This is a genomic window from Sphaerotilus microaerophilus (genome assembly GCF_023734135.1).
Taxonomy (GTDB): Bacteria; Pseudomonadota; Gammaproteobacteria; order Burkholderiales; family Burkholderiaceae_C; genus Sphaerotilus; species Sphaerotilus microaerophilus.
Window position 1 is genome coordinate 4,582,599 of sequence record NZ_AP025730.1, and the last position, 13,740, is coordinate 4,596,338.

Below are 13,740 nucleotides of genomic sequence, written 5' to 3' on the forward strand. Positions count from 1 at the left end.
ACGCTCAGGCCTTTGCTGCCTGAGCCGCCTTCGCCGCCTCCAGCTGTGCGATCCCATTGGCCAGCGCCTCGCGCGACAGGCCCTTGATGCCGGCGTTGCCTGCCAGCCCCTGCAGGGATTGCAGGAAGGTGTCGAGCTGCCAGCCCTGCACGCTGGCGCGGATGCCGGCGTCGACGGCGTCCGTGAAACCCGCCACATCGCCTTGGTAGAGCGCGATCTCGGCCAGATCGAAGAAGCACCAAGGCGTGTCGGCCGGCGGCTCGGCCTGGGTCTGGCCCAGCCGCAGCTGGCGGGCCTTGGCGAGCGAGGCCTGCACGGCGGGCACGGTCAGGTCAAGCCCGCCGTCGGCCTGGGCCTGCAGGCGCAAGGCGTTGAGCAGCGGGTAGGGATGGTCGTCGGAAATCTGCGCCGCGCGGCGATACATCGCCAGCGCCTGGGCGCTGTCCTTGCGCACGTTCTTCATCACGCCGCCGAGCGAGGACCAGGTGTCGAAGTCCTCCTGGTTCAGGTCGCGCGCACGGGTGAGCGAAGCCACGCCATCGGGCAGCCAGAGGGGCCGCTTGTCGGCCTTGAAGGCACGGGCGATCAGGCCTTCGACCACGCCCTTTTCCTTCCAGGCCTCGGCGTAGCTGGGCGCCAGCTTGGTGAGCGTCACGAACTCCTCCAGCGCCTCGTGCATGCGCCCCTGGCGCTTGAGGATCAGCCCCAGGCGCATGCGGGCGATGAGGTTCATCGGGGCGAAGCGAAGCGCGCCCCAGTAGTGCATGCCAGCCTGCGCGAGGTCGTTGAAGCGCAGCGCGTCCTCGGCATCGCGCATGAAGCGCTCCACCTCCTGGCGACGCCAGTCGTCGGCGCTCGGGCCGGGGGCCGGCTCGGGTGTACCGGCCGTTGCCACGGCAGATGCCGATGCGGGAGCCGGCACCGCGCCGGTCGCCCGGCCACCGCTGCCACCGCTGCCACCACCGCCATACTGCGCCCGCAGCGCCAGCCGCACGGGGCTGTCGAGGCGGTTGCGCTTGAGCGAGTCGCCCAGCACCTTGCCGATGAAGTCGCGCGACGCCTCCTGCTGCGGCGCCGCATCGTCGTACTCGAAGACCTTGATCGTCGTGATGTCGAAGGGGATCGCGTGCCCCTTCTGCCGGAACAGCACCGTGCCCGACTCCTGCGAGCTGTGGCGCACGCCGATCTCGTAGAACACGTTCGGGTTGAAGCCGCTGATGTCCGCAAAGGCCATGCGGCTGTACATGATGTACTCGAACATCTCCTGGTTGATGGAGCCCGAGAAGGCGTCCATGTCGGTGCGCGCGGCGATCAGCTTCTTGCCCTCAGGCGTCTGGGTCGACTCGATCGCCGGCTCGAAGACCTCCTTGTACAGCGCGGTGAAGTCGACCTCCCGGTCACCCACCTTCTTCTTGCCGAAGGGCATGATGACAAAGCAGGTGCGCTCCAGCTCCTGCATGCGGTCGGCCGGCAGCGGCGATTGGCGGTCGTCGCTGGAAGTGGATGTGCTCATGCGGACCCTCCTGGAATGTCGGAGACGAAGCGCCCGGTTCGATCTGAAAGAACCGGTCTGCAATGCATCTTCGACCCCTCCCGGGGCCGCGTCAATCGGCGCCTGAAGCTACCTGGGGCGCCGTTGGTCCGGCCGCACCCGGGCCGCGAGGCGTTGCTCGGCCTCGTCGCCATCCACCGGCGCACCGCTGCCATCCACCACCGGCTGGTCGAAGTCGTTCCAGCCGCGCATCCCGGTGGCCAGCGACACCACCCGGCTGAAACCCAGCTGCTGCAGCACATCACCCGCGAGCAGCGAGCGGTTGCCGGAGCGGCAGACCACCACCACCTCCTGGTCCCGGGCCGCGGCGAGCGCGGGCTCGGTCTCGTCGTAGTCCCACTCGCAGGCCTGCTCCAGTACCCCGCGCGGCACATTGACCGCACCAGCGATGCGCGCTGCGGCGAACTCCGCCGGCTCGCGCACGTCCACCAGCAGCGGCGCCGGGCCGGGCTGCTGCAGCCGCGCCGCCAGGTCCCAGGGCTTGATCTCGCGCACGCGGGTGCGGGCGTCGGCAAGCAGGTCGGCGTAGCGGCGGGGCGGCTGCTCGTCGTTTGTCGTCATCGTCATGGCACCACTCCAGCCCGCATGTCGTTCAGCGCCCGTAGTAGGCCGTGAACGACGCCTTGCCCAGCAGCCCGGCACCCAGCCCCTTGTTCAGCACAAAGCCGTGCAGCGCCGCCGAGCCCGTCTTCGGGATGCCCGCCGCGGCGTGCAGGTTGTCCACGCCCAGCGCGAAGACGGTGAAGACATAGCGGTGAGGCTTGTCCCCCACCGGCGGACAGGGGCCGCCCCAGTTGCCGTTGGCGCCGGTGGCGCCGGTATCGAAGAAATCGCTGTGGCCGCCGTTCGCCCCCGCCGGCAGACCGGCCGGTGCATTGCCCGCGCCGCGCGCCAACGAGGTGACGTTGGCCGGGATGTTGTAGACCGCCCAGTGCCAGAAGCCGCTGCCGGTGGGCGCGTCGGGGTCGTACACCTGCACCGCAAACGACTTCGTGCCCGCCGGCACGTTCGACCAGACCAGCGCCGGCGACAGGTTCTGTCCCTTGCAGCCAAAGCCGTTGAGCACGTAGGCGTTGTCGATCGTGCTGCCAGCGGCGATGTCCGGGCTGCTGAGCGTGAAGGCCGCCGCGCCGCCCACCGAGGGCGTGCCGGCGCAGCCCGCCATCAGCGCGGCAGCCGCCAGGCCGCAGGCCGCGGCGGTCGAACGAAGCAGGGGCAGTGGGTTCATGGGGAGATCCTCCAGAAAGTGAGCCGCACGATCCAGGCACCGGCCACGCCGGCGGATCGGACGTTTCAATCTTGCCAAAGGCGGCGGGTTCGGCCAGTGCACGCAAACCCGGGGCGGAGCCGATTCAGCGGCGGTCGATCGGTGGCCGTGAAAGCCACCGTTCTGCGCTATCTTCCATTTTCAGGCAATCAGTCAGGCCGCAGGGTGCGGCTGAGCGGCTGCGCTGCACGAGGGGATGGCGATGACAAACCACTGGAGGGAGGCGCCCAAGGGGCGCCAGGGCACGTCGAGCAGGGGCTGGCCGATGCTGGCCGCGCTGGGGTTGGCACTGGCATCGCCAACAGCGTGGCCCGCCGCGCCGCCCGCCAACCCCGCGGTGTTGACCGCCGCCTCCGCCGACCTCGACGCCAAAGCCACCGAACTTGTCCAGCGCCTGGTGCTCGACCGCGCTGCTTCGCTGGCCCGGGCGCAGCGCAAGGCCGACGAGCGCGAGCAGGACCTGCTCGACCAACTCGAACGCAAGGACCGCCAGCTGCGCCGCAGCCTGGCCGCCGCCCAGGCCGGATCCACCCAGATGGCTCAGCTGCGCACCGAGCTGGCCGGTGTCACCGCCGAGCGGGAACGCCTGGTGACCGAGCTGACCGGCCGCGACCGCGCCTTCCAGGCCGAACTGGCCGAGTACCGCCGCCTAGTCGCCGAGCTGGCCAACTCCCCCAACCCCGAGCGCCGCGCCGCGCTGGAGCGCTACGCCGACGGCGACCGCAGCGGCGCCTTCGCCACGCTGAAGGAACTCACCCGCATCGAAGAAGCGGCCGGCGAAAAGGCCGTGAAGCTGCGCGCCGCCGCCCGCCACCGCGAGCAGGCCGCCCTCGCCGCCGACATGAAGGACCGCGCCGACCCGGGCGTCACCACGCTGACGGTGCTGGAGGAATGGGAAGCGGCCGCCGAGCGCGACCCGGCGCATTTCGAGACCTGGATCTACCTCACCCGGCTGCGGCAGGAAGCGGGCCGCACCCAGCCGGCGCTCGAGTCCGCCCAGCGCGCACGCGCCGCAGCCACCACCGACCGCGAGCGCGCCTGGGCAGCCTCTGATCTGGGCAACATCCAGCAAGCCGCTGGCGACCTGGCCGGCGCGCGCACCAGCTACGCCGAAAGCCTGCAGATTCGCCAACGCCGGGCCGCCGACAATCCCAGCTCGGAAGTGGCCCAGCGCGACGTCTCGCTCAGCTTGAAGGAACTCGCCGACGTGCAGCAGGCCGCCGGCGACCTGGCCGGCGCGCGTGCCAGTTGCATCGAGAGCCTGCGGATCAGCCAGCGCCTGGCCGCCGATAACCCCAGCTCAACCGAGGCTCGCCGCGACGTTTCGGTCAGTCTGAGCATGCTCGGCAACCTCCAGCAAGCCGCCGGCGACCTAGCCGGCGCGCACGCCAGCTACACCGAAAGCCACCAGATCCTTCAGCGTCTGGCCGCCGACAAACCTAGCTCAGCCCAGGCCCGGCGCGACCTCTCGGTCAGTTTGATGAAGATCGGCGACGTACAACAAGCTGCCGGCGACTTGTCGGGCGCGCGCGCCCACTATGCCGAATGCCTCCAGATCGACCGGCGCCTAGCCTCCGACGACCCCGGGTCGGCGTGGGCCCAGAGCGCCGTCTCGGTCAGCCTGGAAAGGCTCGGCGACGTGCAACAAGTCGCCGGCGACCTGGCCGGCGCGCGCGCCAGTTACATCGAGAGCCTGCAGATCCGCCAGCGCCTGGTCGCCGACAACCCCAGCTCGGCCGAGGCCCAGCGCGCCGTCTCGGTCAGCCTGGACAGGCTGGGCGAGGTGCAGCAAACCGCCGGTGATCTGGCCGCCGCGCGCACCAGCTACGCCGAAAGCCTGCAGATCCGCCAGCGCCTGGCCGCCGACAACCCCAGCTCGGCCGAGGCAAATCGCGACATCTCGGTCAGCCTAAACAATATCGGCAACATGCAGAGAATTGCCGGCGACTTGGCCGGCGCGCGCGCCAGCTACGCCGAAAGCCTCCAGATCCGCCAGCGCCTGGCCGCCGACAACCCCAGCTCGGCCGAGGCACGACGCGACGTCTCGTTCAGCCTGGAGAATCTCGGCGACGTGCAGCAAGCCGCCGGTGACCTGGCCGGTGCACGCGCCAGCTACGCCGAAAGCCTGCAGATCCGCCAGCGCCTGGCCGCCGACAACCCCAGCTCGGCCAAAGCTAGGCGCGACGTTGCGGCCAGCCTGAACAAGCTTGGCAATGTGCAGCTTGCCTCGGCAGACTTTGCAGGCGCACGCGCCAGTTACACCGAAAGCTTCCAGATCCGCCAGCGTCTGGCCACTGACAACCCCAGCTCGGCCGAGGCCCGGCGCGAGGTGGTGGCGTCTCTGGTGAAGTTGGCTCTGGTTCCTGGCTCAAGCGTGCGGTGGAAGGATGCATACCAGGCGATACAAGCGATGAAGAATGACGGCGTCCTCGCACCGAGTGACCAGCAACTCCTGACCACTTTGAAGAAGATGGCCGACGCTGAGAAGTGAATCAGGGACATGGCCGCTGACGTCTTCCTCAGCCACAAGTCCGACGACAAGCCGCGCATTCAGCCGCTGCTGGACGGGTTGCTTGCGGCCGGGTTGAGCGTGTGGTGGGACCGGGACACGCCGGGCGGGGCGCTGTGGCGGCGGACGATCGAGGCGGAGCTGGACGAGGCCCGTTGCGTGCTGGTGTGCTGGAGCGAGGCGTCGGTCGCTTCCGAGTGGGTGCTGGAGGAGGCCGAGCGGGCCAAGGCGCGGGGCGTGCTGCTGCCGGTCCGCATCGATGCCGTGGAGGCGCCCTTCGGCTTTGCCGGGCGGCAGGTGCTGGATCTGGTGGGCTGGAGGGGCGACCTCGCTGATCCGCGCTGGGAGCGGCTGCTGGCACAGGTGCGGGCGGTGGTCGAGGGCAGAGCACCGCCGCCCCCACCGCCTCCACCGTCCCGTGCACGTTGGCCACGCTGGGCGGCGGCGGGCGGCATGGCGTTGGCCCTGGCAGCAGGGCTTGGATGGCAGCAGCGGGCTGATCCCGCCGAGGGCGCGGCCTGGCAGGCGCTGGTTGGCAAGGAAGCCGCTGGTCAGGCTCTGCAGCGTGCAGACTGGCAGGGCTATCTGCAGCGCTTCGGCCAGGGCCGCCACGCCGACGAGGCCCGCAAACGCTTCGCCGCCTGCCGCGACGAGCCGGTGGTGAGCTGGCAGCGCCAGGACGACCGCCTGCCGCTGGCCGTACCGGCCGAGCGGGGCGCGACCGAGGCGGCGGCCCGCGCTGCGCTGGCGCCCGTTCTGGCCGACGAGGCCCAGCGCGCCTGTGCGCCCTACGCCAAGGACCCGGAGCGCCACCGCCTGCTCGGCAGCCAGGCCGACCCGGCCGGGGTGCGCTGCGAGCGGCGCAGCGACGGGGCCTGGCGCTGTGGCTTCGACGGTCAGGTGACCTGCGCGCTGGAGCTGCGCAGCACGACGACGCGGGAGGTCTGCCCCTGATGAGAGGAGCGAAGAGCACCGCCCCGCCCGATGCTCCTGCGACCGCCGACGGGTTACCGCGTTTCTGCGCTATCTTTCTGCGCAGCACACCACTTCCGCAGGAGCCCGCATGAACTACGCCGATGCGATCTACCGCCGCAGCCTGTCCCTTCCCGATCCGGCGGCGCGTGAGGCGCTGGACTTCATCGACTTCCTGCTCCAGCGCTACGGCACGACGCCTTCGGCGGCCGGTTATTCCGCTACCCACCGGGATTCGGCGGCGCTGATCCAGGCGGTGGCGGGCGGATGGGGGCCGGACGTTCCGGATGACATCGACGATGCCGACTTGGCTCAGGATGCGCTGCGGGACGAGATCTGACGGCGGCGCGACCTACCAGCGACACCCAGGCAGAAGCCATGCAGTTCCTGCTCGACACCAACACGGTGATTGCCTTCATGAAGGGTCAAGCCGCTGTGGTCGACCGCATCCGGACGCTCGATCCGGCCCAATTGGCGCTGTGTGCGCCGGTCGAGGCCGAGCTCTGGTTCGGCGTGGCGCGCAGTGATCCGCAGCGGCAGGAGCACAACCGGCAGAAGCTGGTCACGCTGCTTGAGTGGCTGCCGTCACTGCCGTTTGCTGGCGAGGCAACCCGGCGATGTGGCGACCTGCGTGCGCACCTGGCTGCGGCGGGTACACCGATCGGCCCTTACGACCTGCAGATTGCCGCCATTGCGCTGGCTCATGACCTGACGGTGGTCACGCGCAACCTGCGTGAGTTCGAGCGCGTTCCGTCGTTGCGGCTGGAGAACTGGATCGACGGCTGAGGGGCTGAAACGCGAGAAAAGCCCGACCGGCTCGCGCCGATCGGGCTTTTCATTGCCTGGATACCCGCCTTTGCGGGTATGACAGGTTCAGCTCACCTCTTCTGCGGCGGCAAATCCGTGCACGAGCCATGCGCCACTTCCGCGGCCATGCCGATGCTCTCGCCCAGCGTGGGGTGCGGGTGGATGGTCTTGCCGATGTCCACGGCGTCGGCGCCCATCTCGATGGCCAGCGCAATCTCGCCGATCATGTCGCCGGCATGGGTGCCGACGATGCCGCCACCCAGGATGCGGCCGTGGCCGTGGGCCTCGGGGGAATCGTCGAAGAGCAGCTTGGTGAAGCCTTCGTCGCGGCCGTTGGCGATGGCGCGGCCCGAGGCCGTCCAGGGGAACAGGCCCTTCTTGACCTTGATGCCCTGCGCCTTGGCTTGGTCCTCGGTCAGGCCGACCCAGGCCACTTCCGGATCGGTGTAGGCCACGCTCGGGATCACACGGGCGTCGAACTGGGCCTTGGCCAGGGCGGCGTCACCCTTGATCTCGCCGGCGATGACTTCCGCCGCCACGTGCGCCTCGTGCACCGCCTTGTGGGCGAGCATGGGCTGGCCGACCAGGTCACCGATGGCGAAGATGTTCGGCACGTTGGTGCGCATCTGCACGTCCACCGGGATGAAGCCGCGGTCGGTCACGGCCACGCCCGCCTTGTCGGCAGCGATCTTCTTGCCGTTGGGCGTGCGGCCCACGGCCTGCAGCACCAGGTCGTACACGCCTTCGCTCTTCGTGCCATCCAGGCCTTCGAACTGCACCTTGATGCCGTCCGGCGTGGCCTCGGCGCCCACGGTCTTGGTCTTCAACAGGATGTTGTCGAAGCGGTGGGCGTTCATCTTCTGCCAGACCTTGACGAGGTCGCGGTCGGCGCCCTGCATCAGGCCGTCGAGCATTTCGACCACGTCCAGGCGTGCGCCCAGTGTCGAGTACACCGTGCCCATTTCCAGGCCGATGATGCCGCCGCCGACGATGAGCATCTTCTTCGGCACCGACTTGAGCGCCAGGGCGCCGGTCGATTCGACGATGCGTTCGTCATCGGGGAAGAACGGCAGGCGCACCGCCTGGGAGCCGGCGGCGATGATGGCGTTCCTGAACTTGACGACCTTGGTCGTGCCGGTCTTGTCCTGGCCCGTGCCGGTGGTCTCTTCGACCTGGACGTGGTACGGGTCGAGGAAGGCGCCGTAGCCGCGCACGGTGGTGACCTTGCGCATCTTGGCCATCGCCGCCAGGCCGCCGGTCAGCTTGCCGATGACCTTTTCCTTGTGGCCGCGCAGCTTGTCGATGTCCACCTGCGGGGCACCGAAGCTCACGCCCAGGTCACCGAGGTGGCTGACCTCGTCCATCACTGCTGCGACGTGCAGCAGCGCCTTGGACGGGATGCAGCCCACGTTCAGGCACACGCCGCCCAGCGTCGCGTAGCGCTCGACGATGACGACCTTCAGGCCCAGGTCGGCGGCGCGGAAGGCCGCCGAGTAGCCGCCGGGGCCGGCGCCGAGCACGAGCACGTCGCACTCGACATCGGCCGGGCCGCTGTAGGTGGATGCGGGAGCGGTTTCACTCCCTCCCCTGGCAGGGGAGGGTTGGGGTGGAGTCGAGCCTGCAAGAGCCACTGGCGCCTCATTGCTCGACTCCCTCCCCGACCCTCCCCCTGCCAGGGGGAGGGAGGAAGAGGCTGCCGCAGCTCCGGCCGCTTCCAGCGTCAGGATCACGCTGCCCTGGTTGACCTTGTCGCCCAGCGCAACCCGCAGTTCCTTGACCACGCCGGCGGCCGAGGACGGGATCTCCATCGAGGCCTTGTCGGACTCGACGGTGATCAGGCTCTGCTCGGCCTTCACCGTGTCGCCCGGCTTGACCAGGATCTCGATGACGCCGACGTCCTTGAAGTCGCCGATGTCCGGCACTTGCACTTCGATCAATGCCATGTCGTGCTCCCGGTCACAGCACGATGCGGCGGAAGTCCGCCAGCAGGGATGCGAAGTAGACGTTGAAGCGGGCTGCGGCCGCGCCGTCGATGACGCGGTGGTCCCAGCTCAGCGACAGCGGCAGGATCAGGCGCGGCACGAACTGCTTGCCGTCCCAGCGCGGTTCCATGCTGCTCTTGCACACGCCCATGATCGCGACTTCCGGCGCGTTGATGATGGGGGTGAAGTAGCGCCCGCCGATGCCGCCCAGCGAGCTGATGCTGAAGCAGCCGCCGCTCATGTCGGCGGGCCCCAACTTGCCGTCGCGCGCCTTCTTGGCCAGCTCGCCCATTTCCTGGCTGATCTGGAAGATGCCCTTCTTGTCGGCGTCCTTGATCACCGGCACCACGAGGCCGTTCGGCGTGTCCGCCGCAAAGCCGATGTGGAAGTAGTTCTTGTAGACGAGCTGGTCGCCATCCAGGCTGGCGTTGAACTCGGGGAACTTCTTCAGCGCCGCGACGGCCGCCTTGATCATGAAGGCGAGCATCGTGACCTTGACGCCCGACTTCTCGTTCTCCTTGTTGGTCGCCACGCGGAAGGCTTCCAGGTCGGTGATGTCCGCGTCGTCGTGGTTGGTGACGTGCGGGATGACGACCCAGTTGCGGTGCAGGTTGGCGCCGGAGATCTTCTTGATGCGCGAGAGGTCCTTGCGCTCGACCGGGCCGAACTTGCTGAAGTCCACCTTCGGCCAGGGCAGCAGGCCGGGGAAGGCTTCGCCGCCGGCCGCAGCGGCAGCGGCAGGTGCGGGCGCCTTGGCCTTCTGCGCGGCGGTCTGCACCGCGCCGGCCATCACGCCCTTGACGAAGGACTCGATGTCGGTCTGTGTGATGCGGCCCTTGGGCCCGGAGCCGCTCACCTCGGCCAGCGGCACGCCGAGTTCGCGGGCGAACTTGCGGATGCTCGGGCTGGCGTGCGGCAGGCTGGCGCTCGGGGTGCCGGGGTTGTGGGCGGGCAGTGCGGCAGCAGCTGCCACCGGTGCGGGGGCGCTGGCCGTTGCGGCGGCGGGTGCCGCGGCAGCCGGAGCGGCTGCAGTTGCAGTTGCCGCAGGTGCCGGTGCGACGGCAGCGGGTGCGCCCACACCTTCGATGACCGCGATCAGCGAGCCGATGTTGACCTTGTCGCCCAGGGCAACCTTGATCTCCTTGACCACGCCGGCGTGGCTCGACGGGATCTCCATCGACGCCTTGTCCGATTCCACCGTGATCAGGCTCTGCTCGACCTTCACCGTGTCACCGACCTTGACCAGCAACTCGATCACCGCGACGTCCTTGAAGTCGCCGATGTCGGGGACCAGCACCTGGATCGGGCCGGTTTCACCCCCTCCCCTGGCAGGGGAGGGCTGGGGAGGAGTCGAGCCCGATGGCACTGCGGGTGCCTCATTGCTCGACTCCCTCCCCGACCCTCCCCCTGCCAGGGGGAGGGAGGAAGACGGGGCCGCAGGCGCAGCGGCCTCGCCAGCCGTCTCCAGCAGCAGCACCAGCGAGCCCTCGCCGACCTTGTCGCCCAGGCCGACCTTCAGCTCCTTGACCACGCCGGCGTGCGAGCTGGGGATCTCCATCGAGGCCTTGTCGCTCTCGACGGTGATCAGGCTCTGCTCGGCCTTGATGCTGTCGCCGGGCTTGACCAGCACCTCGATGATGGCCACTTCCTTGAAGTCCCCGATGTCGGGGACCTTCACTTCAACCAATGCCATGGTGTTTGTCTCCTGCGTCGCTCAGGCGTACAGCGGGTTGATCTTGTCGGCCTTGATGCCGTACTTCGTGATCGCCTCGGCCACCTTGGCGGCCGGGACCTTGCCCTCGTCGGCCAGGGCCTTGAGTGCGGCCACGACGATGTAGTGGCGGTTGATCTCGAAGTGCTCACGCAGCTTGCCGCGGAAGTCGCTGCGCCCGAAGCCGTCGGTGCCCAACACCTTGAAGGCGCGGCCGGCCGGGATGAAGGGGCGGATCTGCTCCGCGTAGTTCTTCATGTAGTCGGTCGAGGCGATCACCGGGCCAGCGTGCGGTGCCAGCTGCTCGGCCACGAAGGAGACCTTCTGCGCGTCGGTCGGGTGCAGCAGGTTCCAGCGCTCGGCGGCCTGGCCGTCACGTGCCAGCTCGTTGAAGCTCGGGCAGCTCCAGACGTTTGCGGACACGCCCCAGTCGGCAGCCAGCAGGGTGCGCGCGGCCATCGACTCGCGCAGGATGGTGCCCGAGCCCAGCAGGTTGACCTGCAGGGGGGTGCCCGCCGGTGCTTCTTCCAGCAGGTACATGCCCTTGAGGATCTGCTCCTCGGTGCCGGCGCGCAGGCCGGGCATGGCGTAGTTCTCGTTGAGCAGCGTCAGGTAGTAGAAGACGTTTTCCTGCTTCTCGACCATGCGCTTGAGGCCGTGCTGCATGATCACCGCCACCTCGTGCGCGAAGCTGGGGTCGTAGCTCACGCAGTTGGGGATGGTGCCGGCCAGGATGTGGCTGTGGCCGTCCTCGTGCTGCAGGCCTTCGCCGTTCAGCGTGGTGCGCCCGGAGGTGCCACCCAACAGGAAGCCGCGCGCCTGCATGTCGCCGGCCGCCCAGGCGAGGTCGCCGATGCGCTGGAAGCCGAACATCGAGTAGTACACGTAGAACGGCACCATGATGCGGTTGCTCGTGCTGTAGCTCGTGGCCGCGGCGATCCAGCTGGCCATGCCGCCGGCCTCGTTGATGCCTTCCTGCAGGATCTGGCCGTTCTCGGCCTCGCGGTAGTACATCACCTGGTCCTTGTCGACCGGGGTGTACTTCTGCCCTTCGGGGTTGTAGATGCCGACCTGGCGGAACAGGCCTTCCATGCCGAAGGTGCGCGCCTCGTCCACCAGGATGGGCACCACGCGCGGGCCCAGCGCCTGGTCGCGCAGCAGCTGCGTCAGGAAGCGCACATAGGCCTGGGTGGTGGAGATCTCGCGGCCCTCGACGGTGGGCTCCAGGATGGCCTTGAAGGTCTCCAGCGAGGGCACGGTGAAGCTCTCTTCGGCCTTCACGCGGCGCTTGGGCAGGTAGCCGCCCATGGCCTGGCGGCGCTCGTGCAGGTAGCGCATCTCCGGCGTGTCGTCGGCCGGCTTGTAGAAGGGGATCTTCGGCAGCTCGCTGTCGGGGATGGGAATGTTGAAGCGGTCGCGGAAGTACTTGATGTCGTCGTCGGTCAGCTTCTTGGTCTGGTGGACGGTGTTCTTGCCCTCGCCCGCCTTGCCCATGCCGAAGCCCTTGACGGTCTTGACCAGCAGCACGCTGGGCTGGCCGACGTGGTTGACCGCGCGGTGGAAGGCCGCGTAGACCTTCTGCGGGTCGTGGCCGCCGCGGCGCAGGTTCCAGATGTCGTCGTCGCTCATCTTGGCAACCATCTCCAGGGTGCGCGGGTCACGGCCGAAGAAGTGCTTGCGCACGTAGGCGCCATCGTTGGCCTTGAAGGACTGGTAGTCGCCGTCCAGCGTCTCCATCATGACCTTGCGCAGGGCGCCGTCCTTGTCGCGCGCCAGCAGCGGATCCCAGTTGCTGCCCCACAGCAGCTTGATGACGTTCCAGCCCGAGCCGCGGAACTCGCCTTCGAGCTCCTGGATGATCTTGCCGTTGCCGCGCACCGGGCCGTCCAGGCGCTGCAGGTTGCAGTTGATGACGAAGATCAGGTTGTCCAGCTTCTCGCGCGCGGCCAGGCCGATGGCACCCAGCGACTCCACCTCGTCCATCTCACCGTCGCCGCAGAACACCCAGACCTTGCGGTTGGACGTGTCGGCAATGCCGCGGGCATGCAGGTACTTCAGGAAGCGCGCCTGGTAGATCGCCATCAGCGGGCCCAGGCCCATGCTGACGGTGGGGAACTGCCAGAACTCGGGCATCAGCTTGGGGTGCGGGTAGCTCGACAGGCCCTTGCCGTCGACTTCCTGTCGGAAATGCAGCAGCTGTTCCTCGGTCAGACGGCCCTCCAGGAAGGCACGCGCATACACCCCCGGCGCCACGTGGCCCTGGATGTAGATGCAGTCGCCGCCGTGCCCGGCATCCTCGGCGTGCCAGAAGTGGTTGAAGCCGGCTCCGAACAGGTGCGCCAGCGAGGCGAAGGAACCGATGTGGCCGCCCAGGTCACCCCCATCCTCGGGGTTGTGGCGGTTGGCCTTGACCACCATCGCCATGGCGTTCCAGCGCATGTAGGCGCGCAGGCGCTCTTCGATCTCGATGTTGCCGGGGCAGCGCTCTTCCTGGTCGGTCGGGATCGTGTTGACGTAGGCGGTGTTGGCCGAGAAGGGCAGGTCGATGCCGCTCTGGCGCGCGTGCTCCAGCACCTGCTCCAGCAGGTAGTGCGCGCGTTCGCCACCTTCAGTGCCGATGACCGCACTGAGGGCATCCAGCCACTCGCGGGTTTCCTGGCTGTCGCTGTCCTGGGGGGCCGAGCTCGGCTGGCTCGACGGCATTGCAGACATGGTGTCTCCTCTTGCTGCACAAAGATGCGGTTGGGCGCCTCGGGTGGTGGGCGCAGAAAGCGCCCCGGTGCTTCAGGCGCGGGGCGAAGTCTCGCACATCATTCGTCAAATTTCAAATGGTGCTTTTCAATTTCATTATGTGAAATAAATGCACGATCGTTCGATGAAACCTCCGATCCGGACCTGCTGCACTGCAGCAAGCACGCTCGCCGCCCCGCTGAGGGCGGG

The 13,740-nt window shown here is 68.5% G+C and carries 10 protein-coding genes; 4 read left to right on the forward strand and 6 right to left on the reverse strand.

Annotation, left to right across the window (positions count from 1 at the left end):
* Positions 1 to 4: 4 nt before the first annotated feature.
* From NGK70_RS19555 to NGK70_RS19565, 3 genes are all read right to left on the reverse strand, one after another.
* Positions 5 to 1,513: a tetratricopeptide repeat protein gene (locus tag NGK70_RS19555; RefSeq protein ID WP_251970154.1), complete on the reverse strand. Its 1,509-nt coding sequence runs from the start codon at positions 1,511 to 1,513 to the stop codon at positions 5 to 7.
* A 108-nt stretch (positions 1,514 to 1,621) separates the two neighbouring features.
* Positions 1,622 to 2,119 (reverse strand): rhodanese-like domain-containing protein, encoded by a 498-nt coding sequence (locus NGK70_RS19560; RefSeq protein ID WP_251970155.1) that lies wholly within the window; start codon positions 2,117 to 2,119, stop codon positions 1,622 to 1,624.
* 25 nt (positions 2,120 to 2,144) lie between these two features.
* A complete protein-coding gene (locus tag NGK70_RS19565; protein WP_428985535.1) occupies positions 2,145 to 2,780 on the reverse strand; it encodes a YbhB/YbcL family Raf kinase inhibitor-like protein in 636 nt (211 codons plus the stop codon).
* A gap of 241 nt (positions 2,781 to 3,021) precedes the next feature.
* On the opposite strand from NGK70_RS19565, the gene NGK70_RS19570 reads away from it, so the two are divergent.
* The 4 genes from NGK70_RS19570 (at position 3,022) to NGK70_RS19585 (ending at position 7,086) form a co-directional block, all read left to right on the forward strand.
* On the forward strand, positions 3,022 to 5,310 hold the full coding sequence (locus NGK70_RS19570; protein WP_251970156.1) for a tetratricopeptide repeat protein: 2,289 nt from the start codon (positions 3,022 to 3,024) through the stop codon (positions 5,308 to 5,310).
* A gap of 9 nt (positions 5,311 to 5,319) precedes the next feature.
* Positions 5,320 to 6,282 (forward strand): toll/interleukin-1 receptor domain-containing protein, encoded by a 963-nt coding sequence (locus tag NGK70_RS19575; RefSeq protein WP_251970157.1) that lies wholly within the window; start codon positions 5,320 to 5,322, stop codon positions 6,280 to 6,282.
* Positions 6,283 to 6,391: 109 nt separating this feature from the next.
* On the forward strand, positions 6,392 to 6,640 hold the full coding sequence (locus NGK70_RS19580) for a DUF2281 domain-containing protein (RefSeq protein WP_251970158.1): 249 nt from the start codon (positions 6,392 to 6,394) through the stop codon (positions 6,638 to 6,640).
* Positions 6,641 to 6,678: 38 nt separating this feature from the next.
* Positions 6,679 to 7,086: a type II toxin-antitoxin system VapC family toxin gene (locus tag NGK70_RS19585; protein WP_251970159.1), complete on the forward strand. Its 408-nt coding sequence runs from the start codon at positions 6,679 to 6,681 to the stop codon at positions 7,084 to 7,086.
* Between the two features lie 92 nt (positions 7,087 to 7,178).
* On the opposite strand, the gene lpdA is transcribed toward NGK70_RS19585, so the two are convergent.
* Genes lpdA through aceE form a run of 3 tightly spaced genes read right to left on the reverse strand, consistent with a single transcriptional unit; the run spans position 7,179 to position 13,512 of the window.
* The gene (lpdA, locus tag NGK70_RS19590; RefSeq protein ID WP_256490695.1) at positions 7,179 to 9,050 is read right to left on the reverse strand and encodes a dihydrolipoyl dehydrogenase; all 1,872 of its coding nucleotides are present in this window, start codon (positions 9,048 to 9,050) and stop codon (positions 7,179 to 7,181) included.
* A gap of 13 nt (positions 9,051 to 9,063) precedes the next feature.
* Positions 9,064 to 10,782 (reverse strand): dihydrolipoyllysine-residue acetyltransferase, encoded by a 1,719-nt coding sequence (aceF, locus tag NGK70_RS19605; RefSeq protein WP_251970160.1) that lies wholly within the window; start codon positions 10,780 to 10,782, stop codon positions 9,064 to 9,066.
* A gap of 21 nt (positions 10,783 to 10,803) precedes the next feature.
* Positions 10,804 to 13,512 (reverse strand): pyruvate dehydrogenase (acetyl-transferring), homodimeric type, encoded by a 2,709-nt coding sequence (aceE, locus tag NGK70_RS19610; protein WP_251970161.1) that lies wholly within the window; start codon positions 13,510 to 13,512, stop codon positions 10,804 to 10,806.
* Between the last annotated feature and the right edge of the window lie 228 nt (positions 13,513 to 13,740).